Source organism: Campylobacter sp. IFREMER_LSEM_CL908, from assembly GCF_025771545.1.
Lineage (GTDB): Bacteria > Campylobacterota > Campylobacteria > Campylobacterales > Campylobacteraceae > Campylobacter_D > Campylobacter_D lari_D.
Window position 1 is genome coordinate 45016 of the sequence record NZ_JAKMQK010000007.1, and the last position, 23325, is coordinate 68340.

Annotated in this window: 22 protein-coding genes and 1 tRNA gene; 20 read left to right on the plus strand and 3 right to left on the minus strand. The window is 31.5% G+C overall.

Features of this window, described 5'->3' with window-relative positions:
- Positions 1-120: 120 nt before the first annotated feature.
- The 4 genes from L8U04_RS03965 (at position 121) to L8U04_RS03980 (ending at position 4980) form a co-directional block, all read left to right on the plus strand.
- The gene (locus L8U04_RS03965; protein ID WP_263709497.1) at positions 121-1545 is read left to right on the plus strand and encodes a catalase; all 1425 of its coding nucleotides are present in this window, start codon (positions 121-123) and stop codon (positions 1543-1545) included.
- Positions 1546-1596: 51 nt separating this feature from the next.
- A complete protein-coding gene (locus L8U04_RS03970; RefSeq protein ID WP_263664792.1) occupies positions 1597-2058 on the plus strand; it encodes an ankyrin repeat domain-containing protein in 462 nt (153 codons plus the stop codon).
- A gap of 172 nt (positions 2059-2230) precedes the next feature.
- Complete coding sequence (gene argH / locus L8U04_RS03975) at positions 2231-3628, plus strand: argininosuccinate lyase (RefSeq protein ID WP_263709498.1); 1398 nt, start codon at positions 2231-2233, stop codon at positions 3626-3628.
- Between the two features lie 20 nt (positions 3629-3648).
- The gene (locus tag L8U04_RS03980) at positions 3649-4980 is read left to right on the plus strand and encodes an anaerobic C4-dicarboxylate transporter family protein (protein ID WP_263666318.1); all 1332 of its coding nucleotides are present in this window, start codon (positions 3649-3651) and stop codon (positions 4978-4980) included.
- A 3-nt stretch (positions 4981-4983) separates the two neighbouring features.
- Here L8U04_RS03980 and L8U04_RS03985 read toward each other — a convergent pair whose 3' ends face one another.
- Positions 4984-5658 (minus strand): transcriptional regulator, encoded by a 675-nt coding sequence (locus L8U04_RS03985; protein WP_133319588.1) that lies wholly within the window; start codon positions 5656-5658, stop codon positions 4984-4986.
- A gap of 167 nt (positions 5659-5825) precedes the next feature.
- Between L8U04_RS03985 and L8U04_RS03990 the strand changes: the two genes are divergently transcribed.
- The 7 genes from L8U04_RS03990 (at position 5826) to feoB (ending at position 13872) form a co-directional block, all read left to right on the plus strand.
- Positions 5826-6188 (plus strand): Rid family detoxifying hydrolase, encoded by a 363-nt coding sequence (locus L8U04_RS03990; protein WP_044598311.1) that lies wholly within the window; start codon positions 5826-5828, stop codon positions 6186-6188.
- A 3-nt stretch (positions 6189-6191) separates the two neighbouring features.
- Positions 6192-7631: a C4-dicarboxylate transporter DcuC gene (dcuC, locus tag L8U04_RS03995; protein WP_263659421.1), complete on the plus strand. Its 1440-nt coding sequence runs from the start codon at positions 6192-6194 to the stop codon at positions 7629-7631.
- Positions 7632-7644: 13 nt separating this feature from the next.
- Complete coding sequence (locus L8U04_RS04000) at positions 7645-8814, plus strand: trans-sulfuration enzyme family protein (protein ID WP_263709499.1); 1170 nt, start codon at positions 7645-7647, stop codon at positions 8812-8814.
- 3 nt (positions 8815-8817) lie between these two features.
- A complete protein-coding gene (purB, locus tag L8U04_RS04005) occupies positions 8818-10182 on the plus strand; it encodes an adenylosuccinate lyase (protein WP_263659419.1) in 1365 nt (454 codons plus the stop codon).
- A 6-nt stretch (positions 10183-10188) separates the two neighbouring features.
- Positions 10189-11529, plus strand: a complete 1341-nt coding sequence (locus L8U04_RS04010) for an MmgE/PrpD family protein (protein ID WP_263664796.1) — start codon at positions 10189-10191, stop codon at positions 11527-11529.
- Positions 11530-11620: 91 nt separating this feature from the next.
- Positions 11621-11848, plus strand: a complete 228-nt coding sequence (locus L8U04_RS04015) for a FeoA family protein (RefSeq protein WP_039627920.1) — start codon at positions 11621-11623, stop codon at positions 11846-11848.
- Positions 11848-13872: a ferrous iron transport protein B gene (feoB, locus tag L8U04_RS04020; protein WP_263664797.1), complete on the plus strand. Its 2025-nt coding sequence runs from the start codon at positions 11848-11850 to the stop codon at positions 13870-13872. Before L8U04_RS04015 ends, feoB begins: the two co-directional genes overlap by 1 nt.
- Positions 13873-13887: 15 nt before the next feature.
- On the opposite strand, the gene tenA is transcribed toward feoB, so the two are convergent.
- A complete protein-coding gene (gene tenA, locus L8U04_RS04025) occupies positions 13888-14553 on the minus strand; it encodes a thiaminase II (protein WP_263709500.1) in 666 nt (221 codons plus the stop codon).
- Positions 14554-14698: 145 nt separating this feature from the next.
- Between tenA and acpP the strand changes: the two genes are divergently transcribed.
- The 4 genes from acpP to L8U04_RS04045 all read left to right on the plus strand — a co-directional run bounded on the left by acpP (position 14699) and on the right by L8U04_RS04045 (position 17254).
- A complete protein-coding gene (acpP, locus tag L8U04_RS04030; protein ID WP_039617517.1) occupies positions 14699-14932 on the plus strand; it encodes an acyl carrier protein in 234 nt (77 codons plus the stop codon).
- A 26-nt stretch (positions 14933-14958) separates the two neighbouring features.
- Entirely contained in the window at positions 14959-16173 is a 1215-nt protein-coding gene (locus L8U04_RS04035; protein ID WP_263664799.1) for a beta-ketoacyl-ACP synthase II, read from the plus strand.
- A 1-nt stretch (position 16174) separates the two neighbouring features.
- Positions 16175-17110 carry an acetyl-CoA carboxylase carboxyltransferase subunit alpha gene (locus L8U04_RS04040; protein ID WP_263709501.1) on the plus strand — a complete coding sequence of 312 codons (936 nt, stop codon included), beginning with the start codon at positions 16175-16177 and terminating at the stop codon, positions 17108-17110.
- A 68-nt stretch (positions 17111-17178) separates the two neighbouring features.
- Positions 17179-17254, plus strand: a tRNA-Phe gene (locus L8U04_RS04045).
- A 3-nt stretch (positions 17255-17257) separates the two neighbouring features.
- On the opposite strand, the gene L8U04_RS04050 is transcribed toward L8U04_RS04045, so the two are convergent.
- The gene (locus L8U04_RS04050) at positions 17258-18055 is read right to left on the minus strand and encodes a ferritin-like domain-containing protein (protein WP_263664801.1); all 798 of its coding nucleotides are present in this window, start codon (positions 18053-18055) and stop codon (positions 17258-17260) included.
- 81 nt (positions 18056-18136) lie between these two features.
- Between L8U04_RS04050 and L8U04_RS04055 the strand changes: the two genes are divergently transcribed.
- The 5 genes from L8U04_RS04055 to L8U04_RS04075 are packed head-to-tail and all read left to right on the plus strand — an operon-like array spanning position 18137 to position 23309.
- On the plus strand, positions 18137-18913 hold the full coding sequence (locus L8U04_RS04055) for an ABC transporter permease (RefSeq protein WP_263659412.1): 777 nt from the start codon (positions 18137-18139) through the stop codon (positions 18911-18913).
- Positions 18910-19581 (plus strand): capsular polysaccharide export system, ATP-binding protein, encoded by a 672-nt coding sequence (locus tag L8U04_RS04060; RefSeq protein ID WP_039617525.1) that lies wholly within the window; start codon positions 18910-18912, stop codon positions 19579-19581. The genes L8U04_RS04055 and L8U04_RS04060 overlap by 4 nt, the downstream gene beginning before the upstream one ends.
- The gene (locus L8U04_RS04065) at positions 19571-20686 is read left to right on the plus strand and encodes a capsule biosynthesis protein (protein WP_263664803.1); all 1116 of its coding nucleotides are present in this window, start codon (positions 19571-19573) and stop codon (positions 20684-20686) included. Before L8U04_RS04060 ends, L8U04_RS04065 begins: the two co-directional genes overlap by 11 nt.
- The gene (locus tag L8U04_RS04070; protein ID WP_263664804.1) at positions 20686-22344 is read left to right on the plus strand and encodes a polysaccharide biosynthesis/export family protein; all 1659 of its coding nucleotides are present in this window, start codon (positions 20686-20688) and stop codon (positions 22342-22344) included. Before L8U04_RS04065 ends, L8U04_RS04070 begins: the two co-directional genes overlap by 1 nt.
- A gap of 8 nt (positions 22345-22352) precedes the next feature.
- On the plus strand, positions 22353-23309 hold the full coding sequence (locus L8U04_RS04075; RefSeq protein WP_412175292.1) for a KpsF/GutQ family sugar-phosphate isomerase: 957 nt from the start codon (positions 22353-22355) through the stop codon (positions 23307-23309).
- Positions 23310-23325: the final 16 nt, after the last annotated feature.

Consider the following 23325-nt stretch of genomic DNA (forward strand, 5'->3'; position numbering starts at 1 on the left):
ATGCTTAAAAAAAGATTATTTTTTCAAAAATAATAATTTTTATTGTTTAATTTTATTTTAATAATATAGGGATATAATTTATCAAATAATAAAAATTATTATTTATAAAAAGGAGAAAAGATGAAAAAACTAACCAATGATTTCGGAAATATCATAGCCGATAATCAAAATTCATTAAGCGCAGGTGCTAAGGGTCCACTTTTAATGCAAGATTATATTTTGTTAGAAAAACTTGCCCATCAAAATAGAGAAAGAATTCCAGAAAGAACTGTTCATGCAAAAGGGAGCGGTGCTTATGGGGAGCTTAAAATCACTAAAGATATTTCTCAGTACACCAAGGCAAAAGTTTTACAGCTTGGAGAAAATACACCTTTATTTATAAGATTTTCAACCGTTGCAGGCGAAGCAGGTGCAGCTGATGCAGAAAGAGATGTAAGAGGTTTTGCTATTAAATTTTATACTAAAGAAGGAAATTGGGATTTAGTAGGTAATAATACTCCGACATTTTTTATCAGAGATGCATATAAATTTCCTGATTTTATCCACACTCAAAAAAGAGATCCAAGAACTCATTTAAGAAGCAATAATGCTGCATGGGATTTTTGGAGTCTTTGTCCTGAAAGCTTACATCAAGTTACTATTTTAATGAGTGATAGAGGTATTCCTGCAAGCTATCGTCATATGCATGGTTTTGGAAGTCACACTTATAGTTTGATTAATGATAAAAACGAAAGATTTTGGGTGAAATTTCATTTTAAAACAAAGCAGGGTATTAAAAATTTAACCAACGAAGAAGCGGCAAATTTAATAGCAAATGATAGAGAAAGTCATCAAAGAGATTTATATGAAGCTATTGAAAAAGGAGATTTTCCAAAATGGACTTTCCAAATTCAAGTTTTAAAAGAAGATGAAGCAGAAAAATTAGGTTTTAATCCTTTTGATTTAACTAAAGTTTGGCCACATAGTATTGTGCCTTTAATTGAAGTAGGCGAATTAGTACTTAATAAAAATGTACAAAATTACTTTAATGAAGTAGAACAAGCTGCATTTAGTCCAAGCAATATTGTTCCTGGTATTAGTTTTAGTCCTGATAAAATGCTGCAAGCTAGAATTTTTTCTTATCCTGACGCACACAGATACCGCATAGGGACAAATTATCATTTATTACCAGTTAATCGTGCAAAAAGTGAAGTAAATACTTATAATGTAGCAGGTGCTATGAATTTTGACACTTATAAAAATGGTCTTGCTTATTATGAACCAAATAGTTATGATGATAGTCCAAAAGAAGATAAAAATTACCTAGAGCCTGACTTAGCACTTGAAGGTAATGCACAAAGATATACTCCACTTGATAATGATTTTTACACCCAACCAAGAGCCTTGTTTGATATAATGAATCAAGATCAAAAAGAGCAATTATTTAAAAATATCGCTGCTTCTATGAGTGGGGTTGATAAAAAAATTATTGCTAGAGCATTAAGTCATTTTGAAAAAATTTCAAGTGAATATGCAAATGGCGTTAAAAAAGCTTTGAAAATGTAATTTTTACTTGCCACTTTAAAAGTGGCAAACTAAAGATTATAAAGGAAAAATATGTTTAGTAATGAAGAAGAAAAAAGAATTCAAGAGCTTTGCACTATGGCTTTTGATTACGCAAGACAAAATGATTTACAAAATTTAAAGATTATGATAGAAGCGGGTTTGAGTGTGAATTTAAAAAATCATAAAGGCGATAGTCTTTTAATGCTTGCAAGTTATCATAATGCTTATGAATGTGCTAAGTTTTTACTAGAAAATAATGCTAGGGTAGATGAGAAAAATGATAGAGGACAAACTCCATTAGCAGGGGTGTGTTTTAAAGGATATTTACCTATGTGTAAGCTTTTGGTAGAACATGGAGCAAATATTGATGAAAACAATGGTCTTGGTATGACACCTTTTACTTTTGCGTTGATGTTTGGGCATAGAGATATAGTAGAGTTTTTAACAAGGCATTCTAAAAAAAGTTTTCTTAAAAAAATAGCTTTTAGTGTATTAAAAATTTTCAAAAAATAGTTAAAAATTTATAATATATTAAAAATATATTTTATTTATTTAAAATTATCAAAAAATTCTATTATTAAATTATAAATTTTTAAAATTTTTTATTATAGAAATAAAAAATTTAAGCTAAATTAAAATAAATTCAAATAAAATTACCCCTAATTTTTTAATGAAAGGATAACAAATGTCTAACAAAACAGAAAAATTATGGGGTGGGCGTTTTGATTTACCTACAAATAAATTAGTTGAAGAATATACTGCTTCACTACCAGTTGAGCCAAGACTTGCTCCTTTTGATATACAAGGTAGTATAATTCACTGCACCATGCTTGCAAAACAAGGTATTATAAAAGACGATGAAGCAAAGACTATCATTAAGGGCTTAGAACAAGTTAGAGAAGAAATTCAAAATGGTACTTTTGTGTTTGATATAGCTGATGAGGATATTCATATGGCTGTAGAAAAAAGAATGACACAAATCGTAGGTCCAGTAGGTGGAAAACTTCACACCGCAAGAAGTAGAAATGACCAAACTACTCTTGATTCAAAAATTCATATGAGAGCAGTTATTAAAGAAGTATTAACTCAAATTACTACTTTGCAAGAAGAAATCGTCCATCAAGCTCAAAAAAATATCAAAGCTATTATGCCAGGTTATACGCATTTGCAAACGGGCCAGCCAGTGCTTTTTTCACATTGGATTATGGCGTATTTTTGGATGTTAAGTAGGGATTATTCTCGTTTTGAGGATTTATATAAAAGAATGAATGAGTGTCCTTTGGGAGCAGCTGCACTTGGCGGAACTACATTTAATATAGACAGACATTTTTGTGCCAAAGAACTAGGCTTTACTAAACCAACAGAAAATAGCATTGATAGTGTAAGTGATAGAGATCACATGGTTGAATTTACTGCTATTGCTGCAATGTGTTTCATGCACCTTAGTCGTTTTTGTGAAGAGCTTATACTTTTTTCAAGTCAAGATTTTAAATTTATAGAATTAAGTGATGATTTTTGTACCGGTTCAAGCATAATGCCTCAAAAGAAAAATCCTGATGTAGCTGAAAAAATGCGTGGTAAGACAGGTAGAATGTATGGTAATGTTATGGCAATGCTAACTATTATGAAAGGTATTCCATTAGCTTATAATACTGATATGAGTGAAGATAAGGCTCAAGTTTATGATTCTATGGATACTTTAATGGCAAGTTTAAAAATTATAACTCCTATGATAGAAAAAATGCAAGTAAATGCTAATAATACAAGAGCAGCAGCTGCAAAAGGATTTTCAAATGCCACAGATATGGCTGATTATTTAGTAAGAAAAAATATACCATTTAGAGAAGCTCATAGTATAGTAGGTTCAGCTGTGAATTATTGTATTAAACACGGAAAAATGCTTGAAGAGCTTAGCATGGAAGAATTCCATCAATTTAATGAAAATATCCAAGAAGATATTTATGAAGCAATTACTTTAGAAACTTGTATAGACGCAAGACTTTCTTATGGTGGTACAGGAACTAAAGTTGTATTAGAGCAAATTGAACATGCAAAGGAATTGTTGGATAAATGTAAAAAATAAACAATAAGGGCGAAGATTAGATGGATATTATTTTTATACTTCAACTTTTTATTATTTTTTCTATGATAGCCATAGGTGGTAGATATGGTGGTATAGGACTTGGGGTTGCAGGTGGGCTTGGTATGTGTATTTTGGTGTTAGTTTTTGGTATGCAACCAGCTTCACTTCCTGTGAGTGTTGTGTTTATTATACTTGCTGTGATTACTTGCGTGAGTGTTTTGCAAAGCGCAGGCGGGCTTGATTTGCTAGTAAAAATAGCTGAAAAAGCATTAAAGAAAAAACCTCAAGCTATTGTTTTTATGGGCCCATTAATCACATCCACATTTACAATATTTTGTGGTACTACTTATGTAGCTTTTTCTATTTATCCAGTGATTGCTGAAGTAGCTGCTCAAGCTAAAATTCGTCCTGAAAGACCACTTTCAGTTTCAGTTATAGCAGCAGGTATTGCAGTGGTAGCTTCTCCTATGAGTGCAGCCACTGCAGGTATGGTAGCCATTTTAGCCATTAGTGGTGTAGGACTTGTTCAAATATTAGCTGTGGTAATGCCAGCATTTTTAATTGGTGTTATATGTGCTTGTTTGAGCGTTTTTAAAAGAGGAAAAGAGCTTGAGCAAGATGAGGAATTTCAAAGAAGAGTAAGAGCAGGGGAATATCAGTTTTTAACTCAAGATAAACAAGAAGATAAACAAGAAACAGATCCTAAAGTAAAAAGAGCTTTATTAATATTTGCTTTGGGGATTTTAACCATTATTTTCTTTGGGACTTTTACAAATTTGTTACCTCACTATGAGCTTGCAAATGGTAAAATAGAAAGACTTTCTACCCCAAATTTAATTCAAATGATCATGCTTGCAACAGCTTGTTTAATTATGCTTTTTGCTAAAGTTCCTGCTAATAAACTTGGTGAAGCTTCTGTATTTAAATCAGGACTTATAGGCGTTGTAGGGGTTTTTGGTATAGCTTGGATGACAGGGACATTTTTTGAAGCTTACAAGCCTTTATTTAGTAATTCTTTATCACATATTGTAGAAGATTATCCATATTTATTTGGCGTGGCTTTATTTGCCTTTTCTATGGTGATTTTTTCTCCAGCTGCAACAGTAGCTGCTTTGATGCCCTTGGGTGTGAGTTTGGGAATTCCTCCTCAAATTCTTATCGTGCTTTATCCTTGTGTGAGTGGAGATTTTATAGTTCCAGGAGCTAATCAAATAGCTTGTGTGGCTTTTGATAGAACAGGCACAACAAAAATAGGAAAATTTGTGATCAATCACTCTTATTTAAGACCGGGTTTTTCTTTAATCATTGGTGCTGTTGTGAGTGCTTATTTTATATCGCAAATAGTTTTTTAGCTATTAAAGGCTATTTTTAAATTTTTGCAAATATCTATAGACGCTAGGTTCTGATATATTAAGTGACTTAGCAACTATAGGTATACTTCCTTTTATATTAAAAATTCCCTTTGAATGAAGCTTTTTAATAATCTCATCTTTTTGTTCAGTGCTTAAGCTATATCCTGAATTTAAATATTTTAAGTCTATGTTTTCAGCTAGAATATCTTCTATAGAATGACTAAGTGTTTCTATATTACTCACATTGTGTAAATTTACATTGTTTTGATTGTGAATATCTAATAAATCACTAAAATCATTAATTTTTTCTAGTTCTATGATTTTACTAATAGCATTTCTAAGTTCTGTGGTGTCGTGATTTATACATAAAATTCCTACAATTTTATTTTGGTTTTTTATAAAAAAGGTTGATCCAGTAACGATCTTAGACTTTCCAACCTTTGCTTTGTAATCACATAAAAAATCTTTGTTTAAATACTCTTTTTCTTGTACAAGCTCACTCGCAAAAGAGGTTAATGGAGAATTGATTGTCCTTCCGCTAATATGATTATTTGCAATGGCTGCTATATATGAACCCTCAGGTGAAATCACATGAAAAACTATTTCATACTGATCTCCAAGAACTTGCCCTAAAAATTGAGTGAGTTTGATAAATAATTCTTTTTGTTGTTCATCCATGATCTAGACCTTTTTGTTGTTTTTTGTTATTTTACAAAATATTTTCATCAAAGTTGTTAATATTTACAACAATAAAAAAAATTATTATTATGATAAAAAAATATTGACAATTTATTATTATGATGATAATATTATATTATGATTTCATTTAAACACAAGGAGTATACATGGCAAATTATCCAAAGGCTATAGGACCATATTCAGCTTATAGAGAAGCTAATGGTTTGTTATTTATTTCAGGACAACTTCCTATTAATCCACAAAGTGGAAACATAGAAAGTGAAGATGTAAAAGAACAAACAAGACAATCATTGTTAAATATCAAGGCTATATTAGAAGAAAATAATCTTTATTTTAATAATGTAGTTAAAACGACTTGCTTTTTAGCAAATATTGATGATTTTTTGGCTTTCAATGAGGTTTATTCTGAATTTTTCGCAGCTCCATATCCTGCAAGAAGTGCTTTTGCGGTAAAAGATCTTCCTAAAGGAGCAAAAGTGGAGATAGAGGTTATTGCTCATAAAGGATAGAGCATGTTGGGTTTATTTTTTGCAGGATGTTCTGTATTTTTACTTGTTTTTATGCTCTATAAAAAAATCAACGCCCACATGGCGTTGCTTTTAAGTGGTTTATTCTTGTTAGCTTTAGCAGGAATTTTTGGACTTTCTCCTATCATTAGTGAAAAACAATCTTTACATTTAGGTCTTTTTGATATTTTCCAAGTAGTAAATACTAAAATGTCAAGTACTCTAGCAGGTCTTGGACTTACTTTAATGTGTATAGCAGGATTTTCTGCTTATATGGATCATGTAGGTGCAAGTTATGCTTTATTTAAAGTATTTGAAAGACCTTTAAAAGCTGTGAAATCACCTTATGTTTTATTGTTGGTTTCATATTTTGTGATCCAGTTTTTAGTGCTTTTTATACCTTCACATGCAGGTTTAGCACTTTTGCTTATGGTTACAATGTACCCTATTTTAGTGCGCTCAGGTGTTTCTAAGCTTTCTGCGCTTTCGATTATTGCTATTTGTCAATACATTGACCATGGCCCAGGAAGTGGTAATGTAATTTTAGCTGCAAAAACAGCTGAAATTGATCCTGCGGTATATTTTGTGCATTATCAGCTTCCTACAACTGTGCCTATTATCATAGCAGTGGGTATTGCGATTTATTTTTGCTCAAAATATTTTGATAAAAAAGAAAATTTCGCATTTAACCGTGATGATGTTGAAAAAGAATTAGCAGAACATGATGGCAAAAGTGAAGAGCTTAAAAAGCCACCTAGAATTTATGCGATTTTACCTATTATACCTTTAGTGTTAATTTTGGGCTTTAGTAGTGTTTTAGATAGCATTATGGTGTTAATGGGATTTACTACCATGGAAGAAGTTAAAGCAGCTTCATCTACTGCAATTAGAATGAATGTGCCAGTTGCTATGATGATTTCAACTTTTATAGCAATTATTTTTGAAATCATTCGTTATAAAAGTTTAATTGATACTTTAAATTCTATCATGGTATTTTTCAAAGGTATGGGCCATTTGTTTGTAATCACAGTTTCTTTGATCGTTTGTGGCCAAGTTTTTGCAAGTGGCCTTTTATCGGTTGGTTTTGTAGATACTTTAATAGACTTTGCAAAAGATGCAGGTTTTGGAGTGCTTGCTATCATCATAGCAGTTTCTATTTTACTTGCTGTGTGCGCATTTTTAATGGGTTCAGGAAATGCAGCATTTTTTTCTTTTGCACCACTCATTCCAAATATAGCAAAATCTTTTGGAGTTGAAACTATAACTATGATAGCACCTATCCAAATCATGACAGGTTTTGGTAGATGTGTTTCACCTATTGCACCAGCTATTTTGGCAATTTCAGCTATGGCTAAAGTAAATCCATTACAAGTTGTAAAAAGAACAGCTATTCCTATGCTTGTAGCTGCTATTGTTAATGTGATTATGACTTATGTTTATTTGTAAAAAAGGACTTAAAATGAATAATAAAACTAAATTAATCCACCTAGGAAGAGGCGATCAAAGCGCTGAAGCAAGATCAGTTAATCCAACCTTAATGCGTGCATCAACCATACTTTTTAAAGATCATGCTACTTGGCAAAAATACCGCGAGCTAAGAAAAAATGAGCGTGTTTTGAGTTATGGTGCTAGAGGAACAGCTACAAATTTTGAACTTGAAAAACTTATTTGTGAGCTTGAGGGTGGTTATAGAGCACAACTTTTCCCAACAGGGCTTGCAGCATTAGCTATGGTGCTTTTAAATTATGCTAGTAAAGATGCTCATTTTTTAATCACTGATGCTATTTATGGACCTGTTAGAACAATTTGTGATTTATTTTTAACTAAAATGGGTGTAGAAATTGACTTTTTAAAAGCTGATGCTTCTGATGTAGAGGAAAAAATCAAACCAAACACAAAATTAATCCTTTGTGAAAGTCCAGGTTCTATACTTTATGAAATCATAGACTTACCAAAACTTTGTGAAATTGCACACAAACATAACATACCAGTAGCGATTGATAATACTTATTCAAGTGGGTATTTTTTAAACCCGCTTGAGCTTGGAGTGGATATTTCAGTAATTGCAGCGACTAAGTACTTAAGCGGGCATTCAGATGTTACTATGGGTATAGTAGTGATTAATGAAAAAGAATGGAAAAATTTTGACAAATTACCAGAAGCTTTAGGATTTACTACAAGTCCTGATGATGCTTATTTAGTGCTTCGTGGTATGAGAACTTTAGATGTAAGAATGAGGGCTCATGAAAAAAGTGCAGATGAGGTAGTAGAGTTTTTACAAAGTAGAAAAGAAGTTAAAACAATTTTTTATCCAAAATTAAAAACTCATCCAAACTATGAAGTTTTTATGCGCGATCATAAAGGTGCTAATGGTATGGTAACGATTGAATTTGCAGATGGCATTTCTAAAGAACAAGCTATTTTGTTTGTAGATAATTTAGAGTATTTTTCAATCGGTGCAAGTTGGGGTGGATATGAGAGTTTAGCTACTGTTACTACTCCGCCAAGAACGGCAACAGATTGGAGCGCTAGAGGTCCTTTTGTGAGATTTCATATAGGTCTTGAAGATAGTAAGGATTTGATTGCTGATTTAAAACAAGCATTTGAAAAAATAAATTTTAAAGGATAAAACATGGGTGTGAGTGTATTTGATATGAGGTTGCTTCAAGATTCTTGGAGCACCTCTGCAATGAGAGCTATTTTTAGTGAAGAAAATAGAATTCAAAAATGGCTTGATGTAGAAGCTGCCCTGGCAAAAGCTCAAGCAAAACTTGGTATTATCCCTAATGAAGCAGCTATAGAAATAGCTAAAAAGGCTCATTATAAATTTATGGATATGGATTTTATTTTTGCTGAGTTTAAAAAGACTAAACACCCTTTAGTGCCTACTGTTAGAGGTTTGGAAAAAGCTTGTGAAAATGGTCTTGGCGAATATGTGCATTTTGGTGTAACAACACAAGATATCATTGACACAGGCATAGTTTTACAATTTAAAGAAGCAATGGCTTTAATCAAACAAGATTTAAAAGATATAGCTAAAAATTTAGCAAAAATCGCAAAAGAGCATAAGAACACTGCAATGATGGGAAGAACTTTAGCTTTACAAGCTTTACCTATAACTTTTGGACACAAAGTTGCAATTTGGCTAAGTGAGCTTAATCGTCACTATGAAAGAATTATCGAACTTGAAAAAAGATTATATGTAGGATTAATCGTAGGTGCAGTGGGAACTAAAGCAAGCTTAAGTGACAAGGCTAATGAAGTAGAAAAACTTACTTTAGAAAGTTTAGGTTTAGAGGTTCCTGACATCTCATGGCAACCAGCAAGAGATCGTTTTATTGAGCTTGGTTATGTTTTAGGTAATATCAACGCAACCTTTAACAAAATTGCACATCAACTTTTAATCTTAGCTCATAATGAAATCGATGAAATTGCTGAGCCTTTTGGAAAAGGTCAAGTAGGAAGTTCTACTATGCCTCATAAAAGAAATCCCGCAGTAAGTGAAAACGCAGTGACTGTAAGTAATGCCCTAAGAGCTAATATTGCAATTTTAAGCGATATAGAAAGACATGAGCATGAAAGAGATGGTCAAGTTTGGAAAATGGAATGGAAGCTTTTACCAGAAGCATTTTTAATGCTTTCAGTGGTATTAGCAAATATGAAATTTGTCTTTGATGATTTAGAAGTTAAAAAAGACAAAATGTTAAAAAATCTTGATACGCTTAATGGCTTTGTGTTAGCAGAACGTGTAATGTTTGCTTTGAGTGATCATTATGGTAAGCAACATGCACATGAAATTGTTTATGAAAATGCTATGAGAGGTATAGAAAATCATAAAACTTTTAAAGTTGTTTTACTTGAAGATGAGCGTGTAAGTAAGGTTTTAAGTGAAAAAGACATTGATGTTTTAATGGATGCTACAACTTATGTAGGTTATGCACCAAAATTAGTTGATGAGTTCTTAGAAAAAATCGCTAATGCACAAATTCTAAAGTAGGAAAAAATGTATTTAAGTGAAAAACTAGCCGAATTTATCGTAAATTTAGACTATGAAGCTATTCCTAGTGAAGTAAAACAAAGAGCAAAAGAGCTTATGCTTGATGCACTAGGAACAGCCCTAGCTGCTAAAAATGAAGCTTGTGTTTTAAATGCAACTAAGGCTTTTGAAGCTTTAAGCGTAAATCCTAGTGAAAAAATTTGGAGTGGGGATAAAAAGCTTGATGTAATTTATACTGCGATGGTAAATGCTATTGCAGCGCATGCCCTTGATTTTGATGATACTCATACTGAAGCTATTTTGCACGCTAGTGCTATTTTAACCCCGCTTTGTTTAACTTATGGATTTAGCGTAAATAAAGATGGAAAGAAAGTTTTAAAAGCCTTTATTATTGGTTGGGAAATTGCTGCTAGAGTGGGTATAGCAAGCAAAGGAAGTTTCCACAAATGCGGCTTTCATACTACAGCTATAGCAGGAATTTTTGGTAGTGTGGCTGCAAGTTGTGTTTTGCTTGATTTAAACAAAGATCAAATCATTAATGCATTAGGTTTAGCAGGAAGTTTTGCAAGTGGGGTAAATGAGTTTTTATCCAATGGTTCTAATTCTAAAGTTTTACACATAGCTAATGCTTTGAAAAATGGAATTTTAGTAGCAAATTTCGCAAAAGCTAATATGAGCGGTCCTTTGAGTATATTTGAAGGAAGGGATAATATCTTTAGAACTTTTGGCTTAGAAGATGAATGTGATAAAAATGAACTTTGTAAGGGGTTGAATGAAATTTGGCAAGTAATGCAAGTTTCGTTAAAACCTTATCCAAGTTGTCATTTTGCACATGGGCTTATTGATTGTGCTATGAGTTTAAGGAACGATGGCTTAAAAGCGCAAGATATCAAAAGTTTGCATTGCTTTGTAGATGAAGTACCAATTTCATTTATTTGTGATCCAATAGAAGCAAAATACACTCCACAAAGTGCTTATGCGGCCAAATTTTCCATGCCTTTTTTAATGGCCTTGGCATTTTTTGATGGCAAAATTACTTTAAAATCTTATGAAAATTTAAATAGAGCTGAACTAATAGAATTTGCTAAAAAAATTAGCTATGAGAAGAAAAAATCTAGCGGTTTCCCTAAATACTTTCCAGGACATTTAGAAGCTGTTTTAAATGATGGAAGAGTAATTAAAAAAGATGTGTTTATAAATAAAGGAAATTTTGATAATCCTTTAAGTTTTGATGAATTAAAAGATAAATTTCTTTCTAATGCTAGCATAGCACTTTCTTTAGAAAAGGCTGAGGAATTAGTCAAAAAGCTTCAAAATTTAGAAAATCTAAATGATTTTGATTTCTAGCAATCTCATTTTTTGAGATTGCTTATTTTTTAAAAAATAAATAATTGAATTTTTTATATAATGTCTTATCTTAGTTTTTGTAAGGAAAAACATGACTTTAGATACATTAAAAGACAATGAAGAAGCCTTTATAGTAGGCTTTGAAGCAGATAAACAACTCCAAGCAAGACTTTTTAGTTTTGGTTTTGCAAAAAACAAAAAAGTTAAAAAAATTCGCTCTTCTATAGCAAATTCTACTATTATGGTAGAACTTGATACAACTTGCGTGATTTTACGCTCAAGTGAAGCAAAAATAATACAAATTTCAAAAGAGTTTTAATGAAAGAAATCATCGTTGCTTTAGTAGGTCAGCCAAATGTTGGTAAAAGTTTATTAATTAACGCACTTTGCAAGGCTAATATGAAAGTTGGAAATTTTAGTGGTGTTACGGTTGAAAAGGCTGAGGCTAGATTAATTTATAAAAATTATGAGTTTAAATTTATAGATTTACCAGGAACTTATGCATTAGATGGTTATAGCGAAGAAGAAAAAATTACAAAAGATTTTTTAAAAAAGGGTAAATTTGATCTTGTGGTAAATGTGCTTGATTCTACAAATTTAGAGCGTAATTTGATTTTGAGTGCATCTTTAATAGAAGCTAAAATCAAAATGATTATGGCTTTAAATATGCAAGATGAAGCTAAAAATGAAGGTTTTAGTATAGATTTTAAAATTTTATCCCAACTTCTAAATACACCTTGTCTTGGCGTGTGCGCTAAAACTAAAGAAAATCTAAATGCACTTTTGGATTTAATCATTTCAACCCATGAAGCTAAATTTGAAGCTAAAGAGCGTGTTTATAGTGATATCATAGAAGAAGAACTTGCAAAAATAAGTGAATTTTTAAATCAAAATGAAATTACTTATTTAGATTTTTCTACAAAAGATTTGGCGCTTGCTTTACTTAAAAATGAAGCCAATATAGTCATTTCACACGCTTTGAGAAAAATACTTGATGAAGCTTTAGAAAAAATTTATATGGCATATCATAGCAAAGATATGGAAAGTATTTTTAAAGAAGAACTGATTGCTTTTGCAAATGGTATATGTGTTAAAGTTTTAAGTAAGGGTGTTAAGTATAAAAATCATACTAAAGAAATAGACTCTATTTTAATCAATAAATTTTTAGGAATTCCTATATTTTTGTTTTTTATGTGGGCTTTATTTCAACTAACTTTTACTTTAGGTCAAATCCCTATGGATTATATAGAAATGTTTTTTGCTAATTTAGGTGATATGGTAAAAAATAATATTAGCAATGAATTTATCGCTTCAGCCTTAGCTGATGGTGTTTTAGGTGGAGTCGGTGCGGTTATAACTTTTTTACCAAATATTATGATTTTATTTTTTGGTATAGCCTTGCTTGAAACAACTGGATATATGGCTAGGGTTGCATTTTTATTAGATGGAATTTTATACAAATTTGGCTTACATGGTAAAAGTTTTATCCCTTTAATCACGGGTTTTGGCTGTTCAGTACCTGCATTTATGGCTACAAGAACTTTAAAAAATAAAAAAGATAGACTATTAACTCTTTTTATTATTAATTTTATGAGTTGTGGCGCAAGACTTCCTGTATATGTGCTTTTTGTTGGAGTGTTTTTTCCTACTGATGTGGCGGGAAATTATCTTTTTGGGATTTATCTTTTGGGTGCGTTTTTGGGTTTGATTGCAGCTAAGATTTTAAGAATGAGCGCTTTTAGAGGACAAGATGAACCTTTTGTAATGGAAATGCCAAAATATAGAATGCCAAATTGGAATTTGGTATGGTTTATGGTGTTTAACAAAGCCAAAATGTATTTAAAAAAAGCAGGAACATTTATTTTAATAGCTTCTTTGCTTATTTGGTTTGCAAGTAATTTTCCTGCACAAGAAAATAATACTCAAGATGCTTTAACTCAAGAGTTTCAGATAGAAAATAGTTATCTTGGACAATTTGGCAAAGCAATAGAGCCTATTTTTGCACCACTTGGCTTTGATTGGAAACTTAGTGTATCTTTGGTAAGTGGTTTAGCGGCTAAAGAAGTGATGATTTCTACTATGGGTGTGCTTTATTCTTTAGGTGATGAAGTTGATGAGACAAGTTTAAATTTACAAGAAGCTATAAAAGAAAACATCCCTTTTAACACAGCAGTAGCTTTTATACTTTTTGTTATGATTTATAATCCTTGCTTTGCAGCAACTATAGTTTTTGCTAAAGAAGCGGGAAATAAAAAATATGCATGGTATCTTTTTATATTTACATCTTTATGTGCGTATTTGATCGCTTTTGTAGGGATTAATATTACTAAATTGATAATTTAATCATCTTTATGATGATTAAATTTCCATTTTTTGCTCTAAAGAGTGTTGCCAAAAGGCCGTTTCAAGTCTTATAGTAGTATAAAAAATTTCGTTTAATTTTTTAAATTTTTCTTCACTAATGCTATTTGCATAAGAATTAAAAAAGTCTTTAAATTCTTTAATTTCATCTTGAAATTCTTTACCTGCATAGGTTAAAATCCACTCTTTGTAAGGATGATTTTCTAAGCTTTTTTCATTAAGTCCTTTATAAATTTCTTCCCCTATATATGCATAACCTATAGCACAAGCACTCAAAGCACACAGCATATCCAAATAATCTCCATTTTGTCCCACACTTAGTAAGTATCTTGTATAAGCAATATTAGTTAAACTTTCATCTTTATAGTCAAGTTTTTCTACATTAATGCCTAGTTTTAAAATACTTCTGTGAAGTTCCAATTCTCCTTCTAAAGTGTAGTTTTGATTTTTAATGGCAAATTGAATTTCTTTAGCATTATTTGCATTTAAAGCAAGCAAAGCATAGCATTTTGCATAATTATTTAAAAAAATATAATCTTGTTTAAGATAAAACAAAAATGTATCTTTTTTTAAAGTACCATTTTGAAGTTTTTTTACAAATTCATGATAGATGTATTGCTCCCAAATTTTTTTATTTTCTTTTATAAGTTTATCCAAAAGCATAAATTTCCTTTGCTAAAATTTAAGCTTTTATTTAAACACAGATAATTAAATTTTTCGTAATAATATTTAATTTTTAACTTTTTAAACAAGAAATTTATTTTTTTATTGTAAAATGCGTTTTAATTTTTTAAACTAGGAGATAAAAATGGCAATTTTTGATGATGTAAAAAAAGTAGTTGTTGAGCAACTTAGTGTTGATGAAGATGCAGTTAAAATGGAATCTAAAATCATTGAAGATTTGGGTGCTGACTCTTTGGATGTTGTTGAATTAGTTATGGCTTTAGAAGAAAAATTTGATGTGGAAATTCCAGACAGTGATGCTGAAAAACTAGTAAAAATTGAAGATGTTGTTAATTATATAGAAAATCTTCAAAAATAATTTTAATTTTTAATAAGGAGTGCGGTTTGAAACGCGTTGTAGTAACAGGTATAGGAATGATCAATGCTCTTGGCTTAGACAAAGATAGCTCATTTAAGGCAATTTGTGATGGCAAAAGTGGCGTTGATAAAATCACCCTTTTTGATACCACTGATTTTCCAGTGCAAATTGCTGCTGAAGTAAAAAATTTTGATCCTTTAAGTGTCTGTGATGCTAAAGAGGTTAAGAAGATAGATCGTTTTATACAACTTGGTATTAAAGCAGCAAGAGAAGCTATGGAAGATGCTAAATTTGATGAAACTTTAAACAAAGAAGAATTTGGTGTAGTTTCAGCAGCTGGTATAGGTGGTTTACCAAATATAGAAAAAAATTCCGTTACTTGCGCACAGCGTGGACCACGCAAAATAACTCCTTTTTTCATACCATCAGCTTTAGTTAATATGCTTGGTGGGATTATTTCAATCGAGCATGGATTGCAAGGACCAAATATCTCATGCGTAACTGCTTGTGCAGCAGGAACTCATGCTATAGGCGAAGCTTATAAAAGCATAGCTTTAGGCAATGCAGATAAAATGCTTGTAGTGGGAGCTGAAGCAGCTATTTGTGCTGTAGGTATAGGTGGCTTTGCTGCTATGAAAGCTCTTTCTACTAGAAATGATGATCCAGCTAAGGCTTCAAGACCATTTGATAAAGAAAGAGATGGTTTTGTGATGGGTGAAGGTGCTGGTGCTTTGGTTTTTGAAGAGTATGAGGCTGCTAAAAAGCGTGGAGCTAAAATTTATGCTGAGTTGGTAGGTTTTGGCGAAAGTGCAGATGCACATCATATCACTTCACCTACTTTAGAAGGGCCATTGCGTGCTATGAAAAAAGCCTTAAAAATGGCAGGAAATCCAAAAGTAGATTATATTAATGCACACGGAACTTCTACTCCAGTAAATGATAAAAATGAAACAGCAGCTATTAAAGAACTTTTCAAAGATCAAATTCCTTTAGTTAGTTCTACAAAAGGTCAAACAGGTCATTGCTTGGGTGCTGCTGGTGCTATTGAAGCTGTTATTTCTTTAATGGCGCTTGATCAAGGTGTATTACCGCCAACTATCAATCAAATCGTAGCAGATGAAAATTGTGATCTTGACTATATACCAAATACTGCAAGAAAAAACGAAGTTAATGTAGTAATGAGCAATTCTTTTGGTTTTGGTGGAACAAATGGTTGTGTGATCTTCAAAAAAGTAGATTAATATGGCTTCTTATTTAGATTTTGAAAAAAATATTCAGCAAATTGATGAGGATTTAGCAAATGCTAAAATCAAAGGCGATGATGAAGCAGTAAAAATTTTAGAAAAAAACCTTGAAAAAGAAACTCAAAAAGTTTATAAAAATTTAAGCGATTACCAACGCTTACAGCTTGCAAGACATCCTGATCGTCCTTATGCGCTTGATTATATTCAAGCTATACTAAGTGACGCTTATGAAATTCATGGCGATCGTGCTTTTAGAGATGATCCTGCTATTGTGTGTTATGTAGGTTATATAGGTGGGAAAAAAATTATTGTTATAGGTGAGCAAAAAGGTAGAGGTACTAAAGATAAGCTTCATAGAAATTTTGGTATGCCTCATCCTGAAGGTTATAGAAAAGCTCTAAGAGTAGCAAAAATGGCTGAAAAATTTGACATACCGGTATTGTTTTTAGTAGATACTCCAGGTGCTTACCCAGGAGTGGGTGCTGAAGAGCGTGGTCAAAGTGAGGCTATAGCTAGAAATTTATATGAGTTAAGTGCCCTTAAAACAATCACTATAGCAGTAGTTATAGGCGAAGGTGGAAGTGGTGGTGCTTTAGCTATAGGAGTAGCTGATAAACTTGCTATGATGAAAAATTCAGTTTTTTCTGTGATTTCACCTGAGGGTTGTGCTGCTATTTTATGGAATGATCCATCAAAAAGTGAAGCTGCTACTAAGGCGATGAAAGTAACTGCTGATGATTTAAAAACCCAAGGTTTAATAGATGATGTCATCGAAGAGCCAATAAGTGGAGCTCATAGAGATAAAGAAAAGGCGATAAAAAATTTGAGTGATTATGTCTTAAAAGCTATAGAAGAGTTAGAACAATACGATAAACGTGAATTAGCTGCATTAAGAATGCAAAAAATCTTTAAATTTGGAGCTTTTGCTGAATAATTTGCATTTTTATGCAAATTTCAACTTTTTTTAAAAAAACTATTGTATAATTACAACTTCAATTCAGTGGTTGGATAGCTCAGTCGGTAGAGCAGCAGACTGAAAATCTGCGTGTCGGCAGTTCGATTCTGCCTCTAACCACCATCTTTATTTTCTATTATAAAAATCATCTAATTTTTGAAGTTCATTTTCGTTAAACCCTGCTTGTATTCTAGCTGTTTTATTATATACTTTTCCTAAAAGATTAAATTCTTTATATTTGGCGCAAAGATCAAGGTAATCATCATTTTCATTTTTTGCATAATTCCACCAAAAATCTCCTTTATTTACATGTTTAATCTCATCATTTAATATAATGGTAAAAATTTCACCAAATAAACTTTTTATAGGATGATTAGTTGTGTTTAATTTTTCTAAGACAAAAGGATTGGCATCAAGTCCTTTTGCTTCAAGTCCTCTATGCACTATGCCCATTCTGTGAGCAAGATTATCTTTGGTTAAAAATAAGGCTTTTTCAAGATTATCATGGGCATAGAAATCTCCATATTTAAAACCAAGTTCATTTAAAGTTTTTTCTAAAAGTAAAAAATGCTTAATTTCCTCATCAGTTACCTCAAGCCAATCTTGATAAAATTTCAATGGCAAATTTTTAAATCTATAACTAGCATCTAAGGCCAAATTTATAGCACTATATTCTATATGTGCAACTGAATGTAATATTTTAGCTAAAGATAAAGTACTATTTGCTTCTTTTGGACGCCTTATTTTCATAGGATGAAGGATTTTAACTTGTGAGTTTTCACAAATGATCGCTTCATGAGAATGATTAAAATCATATAAATTAGCTTTAAAATTTTCATAAAACTCATTAAATAATTCAATCTTTTTGAAAATATCTTTATGATATAAAATTTTTTCTAATTCCTCAAAAAAATTTCTTTTCATTTTTAAACCTTGTTAAATATTATATAAGATAAAAAAGTATAATATAAAAATTTTGAAAATTTAAAAAGGTTTGCTAAAAATATGTTTAATGTCATACATGCTCTTTTTTTTAGAGAGTTAAAGACAAGATTTGGTATTAATAAATATTTGGGCTATTTTTGGGTAATCGGAGAACCTATGATGGTAATTTTAGTGATTACTTCTATAATCACACTTATTAGAGAGTTTCATCATCAAATCATGCCTGAAGGTGTTTCTATCTTTTTGTTTTTAGCAGTAGGAATTATACCTTTTTTTATGTTTAGAAGTATTATTACTCAGCTTTTAAATGGTATAGGATCAAATTTAACTCTTTTTGCTTATAAGCCTATTCGCCCTATACATGTTTTTATCGCAAGAGCATTGCTTGAGTTTTGTATTTATTTTACTATTTTTATTTGTGTAATGTTTTTAGCAGGTTGGTTTTTGCATATGCAAGTTATACCTAAGCATTTTTTAGAAGTGATGTTTTCGCTTTTTTTGCTTGTGGTATTTGGCTTTGCTATGGGAATGTGTTTTGCTATAGCAGGGCATTTTGCAGAGCCTTTAAAAATGGCATTAAATTATTTAAATATAGTTTTATACTGGACAGCTTTGGTGGTATTTCCTATATGGATAGTTCCAAAACCTATTTTGGATATTTTATATTATAATCCACTTTTACATATTATGGAACTTTTAAAATATAATTTTTTTCAAAATTACCCATTACTTGATGATTATAATTACTATTATCCTATTACATGTTTGAGTGTGATTTTGTTTTTGGGATTGTTTTTTTATTATTTTACTAGAGAAAAGCTGATAGCGGTGCGATGATAAAATTAGTTAATTTAACAAAATCTTTTCCTTTACGCAATGGTGGAAGGCATTATGTTTTTAAAAACTTAAGTTTTGAATTCCCTGAAAATTGCAGTATAGGTTTAATGGGGCGCAATGGTGCCGGAAAATCAACCTTAATGAAACTTTTAAGCGGCTCCTTGCTTCCTGATAGAGGTAAGATTATAACTAATAAAAAACTATCTTGGCCTCTAGGCTTAGCAGGTGCGTTTCAACATAGACTTTCAGCAAGAGATAATGCACGCTTTGTAGCTAGAGTATATGGTTATAAAGGAAAGGCTTTAGAAGAAAAGATTAAATTTGTTGAAGATTTTGCTGAGCTTGGAAAATTTTTCGATGAGCCTATGAATACTTACTCAGCTGGTATGAGCGCTAGAATATCTTTTGGCTTAAGTATGGCTTTTGATTTTGATTATTATTTAATTGACGAAGCAGGTGCTGTGGGAGATCCTAAATTTAGAGAAAAAAGCTCTAAAATCTATAAAGAAAAGCTAAGCCAGTCAAAAGTTATCATGGTTTCGCATAATGTAGCTGAAATTAAACAATGGTGTGATAAAATTATATTCATGCAAGATGGACAAGCTACTATATATGATGATGTAGATGAGGGTATAGCGGTGTATCAAGGAAAAATAAATGCAAAATGAGTTATTAAAAAAACTTAAAAATTTAGAAATATTTAATTCTTTTAAAATAGTATTGATTTTGACAGCATTTGTTGTATTTTATTATATTTTTATAGCAGCAAATCGCTATGTGAGTGAAAGTGTTTTAAGTGTGAAATCAACCACAGGAGATAGCGGAGCTATTACTGGAATTGCCGCATTTTTGACTAATAATTCTTTTTCAAGCGAGGATATTAATTATTTAAAATCTTATATTCATTCTTTAGATATGTTAAATATCTTAGAAGAAAAAGTTCAAATTCATGAGTTATATCAAAAACAAAAACTTGATTTTTTTTATAGTATTTCCTCATCAGCCAATCAGGAAGAGTTTTTAAAGTATTATCAAAACCGTGTTAAAATTACTCAAGAAAACTCAGCTAATGGGCTTTTGCGTGTAGAAGTTGAAGGTTTTGATCCACAAAGTGCACATTTGATAGCTTCAACTATAGTTAAAGAAAGTGAAAAATTTATCAATGAAATTTCACACAAAGCCGCAAGAGATCAAATGCAATTTGCTGAAGAAGAACTTTTGCAGTTTAAAAAAAGATATCAAAAGGCTAAAGATGAGCTTTTAGCTTTTCAAAACAAATATGGAGTATTTGATCCACTCAAACAAGCAGAGGGCACTCTAAAACTCATAGCTGAACTTGAATCAAAAATAGCAGCCAAAGAAGCTGAGCTTTTAATGATGCAAAGTTATATAAACGATAATGCACCACAAATTGTTACTATAAAAAGTGAAATCACAGCCTTAAAAAAACAACTTCAAAAAGAAAAATCCAAAGTTTCATCCCCAAAATCCTCTCAAAAACTCAACGATCTTGCAGCTAAATTCCAAGATCTAACCATAGAAGCAGGTTTTGCAGAAAGTGCTTACACAGCTGCATTAAAAGCTTATGAGAGTGCTAGGATAGAGGCCTTAAGAAAGATAAAGCAGGTGGTTATAGTTCAAAGTCCAAGCTTACCTCAAAGTGCTAAATATCCAGAAGTTTTGTATAATATACTCACAGCTTTTGTGATTTTATCTTTGATTTATGGAATTGTTAAATTTATTAAAATGATTATAGAGGAGCATAGATACTAATGAGAAAGATATTTTTACTTTTACTTTTACCTTTGTTTTTATTTTCTGCAGTAGATGTTTCTCAAATTGCGAAAATTCAAAATCGACCATTAGCTCCATCTTTAGAGCCACAAATTATAAATTATGATAACAACCAAAGTGATTTTAATCAAACTCAAGCTCCGATAACTAAAGTTTTTGGTGCGCATTTGTTTAACGGAAACTTTACTAAATTTACCCAACATGTTTATAATCCTGATTATAAATTAGCAGTAGGCGATAGGATTAATGTAAAAATTTGGGGCGCAGTAGAGTTTATACAAACCTTAACAGTAGATTCTCAAGGAAATATTTTTATACCAAAAGTAGGTGCGATTAATCTTTTGGGTGTGAAAAATAGTGCTTTGGTTCAAGTTATTACAAAAGCTATTAATAAAATCTATAAAAGCAATGTCTATGTATATGCAGATATGGATATTTATCAAAATGTATCAGTTTTTGTTACAGGAAATGTGAATCAACCAGGTCTTTATCAAGGACTAAGTTCGGATTCTATTATACAGTATTTAGATAAAGCAAGTGGAATTAATTTAGAATATGGTAGTTTTAGAGATATTCAAATTTTAAGAGATAATAAAGTCATTAAAAAGGTAGACTTGTATGATTTTTTACTTAAGGGTCAGCTTGATCTTTTTCCTTTTAGAATGGGTGATGTGATCTTAGTGGGTAGTGTGCAAAAGTATGTTTTTGTAGAAGGAGATGTGCAAAAACCTTTTAGGTTTGAGCTCAGTAATGATATTTTAAATTTAGAAGATATAGCCAAAGTTGCAGGAGCTAAACCTATAGTAACTAATGCTGTGGTAAAAAGCTATAGAGATGATCATAAATTACATGTAGATGCGTATAGTAAAAAGCAGTTTTTAGGTGTGAAATTATACAATGGCGATGAGATAGAGTTTAGACCTGATTATACTGCGCAAAATATTAGCATTAGCATAGAAGGTGAGCATAGCGGGTTGCATTCTATGGTAATAAAAAAAGGCACAACTTTAGCTGAACTTGCTAAAATGATTACAGTTAATGATCAATCAAACATCAACGCCTTGCAGGTTTTTAGAAAAAGCGTAGCAGCTACTCAAAAACAGCTTATTGAGGCTCAACTTAAGGAGCTTGAAACGCTAGCTCTAACAAGCTCTTCAGTTAATGCTGAGCAAGCTAGTATTAGAGCTACTCAAGCTAAGACGATTTTAGAATTTATTGCACGTGCAAAGCAAGCTCAACCAAAAGGACAAATCGTTATAGATAATGTCAAAGCGTATAATTCTATAGTATTAGAAGAAGGTGATGTAGTAAATGTACCTAGTAAAAATAATCTTGTTTTAGTTCAAGGTGAAGTTTCTATACCAGGTGCATTTGTGTATATGGATAAAGAAAAATTAAGATATTATATCAACTTAGCGGGTGGCTTTAGCGATAGAGCTGATATATCAAGGGTTTTAGTGATTAATGCTAATGGTAAAGCAACTAAATACAGTGGTAGAAGTTCAGTAGATATCAAAGCAGGAGATTCAATTTTAGTTTTGCCAGAAGTAGATAGTCAAAATTTACAAATTTTTAGCATGTTAACACAAATTTTATACCAAATAGCTATTGCAACTAATGTAGTGTTAAATATATAGGAATTTAGATGAGCCAAATAGATGCGATTAAAATAGCTAAAGAAGTTTTTGAGATAGAATCAAAAACGATTTTAGACTTATGTGACACCTTAAATGAGGAATTTAGTAAAGCGGTTAAGTTGATTTTGTCTATTAAAGGCAGGTGTGTAGTAAGTGGTATGGGTAAGTCAGGCCATATAGGAGCTAAGATAGCTGCGACCTTAGCTAGCACAGGTACCCCGAGCTTTTTTATGCATCCAGGTGAAGCACTACATGGAGATCTTGGTATGCTTACAAGTGAGGATGTGCTTTTAGCTATTTCAAATTCAGGAGAAACTGAAGAGGTTTTAAAGCTCATACCAGTGATTAAAAAGAGAAAAATTCCTTTAATTGTTATGGCAGGAAATCAAAACTCCACTTTAGCTAAACAAGCAGATATTTTTATAAACATAGCAGTAAAAAAAGAAGCTTGCCCGCTTCAACTAGCTCCAACTTCTTCTACCACGGCTACTTTAGCGATGGGTGATGCAATAGCAGTAGCTTTGATGAGAGCAAGGAATTTTAGACCTGATGATTTTGCTTTATTTCATCCAGGGGGAAGCTTGGGTAGGAAGCTTTTAACTAGGGTGGGTGATTTGATGGTATCAAATAATCTACCTATAGTCAACCCTAATAGTGATTTTAATGAATTAGTTGATGTGATGACTAGTGGTAAATTGGGACTTTGTATAGTTGTTGAAAATGAAAAATTAGTTGGGATTATCACGGATGGAGATTTAAGAAGAGCATTAAGAGCAAATGATAAGCCAAGATTTGACTTTAAAGCCAAAGAAATCATGAGTGAGAGTCCAAAAACCATAGAAGCAAATGCCATGGCAAGTGAAGCAGAAGAGCTTATGCTAAAACATAAAATCAAAGAAATAGTTGTCACTCGAAATGAAAAAATAGCAGGCATTATACAACTTTATGCAATAGGAAGTGTGTAGGTAGTTTTTATATAAG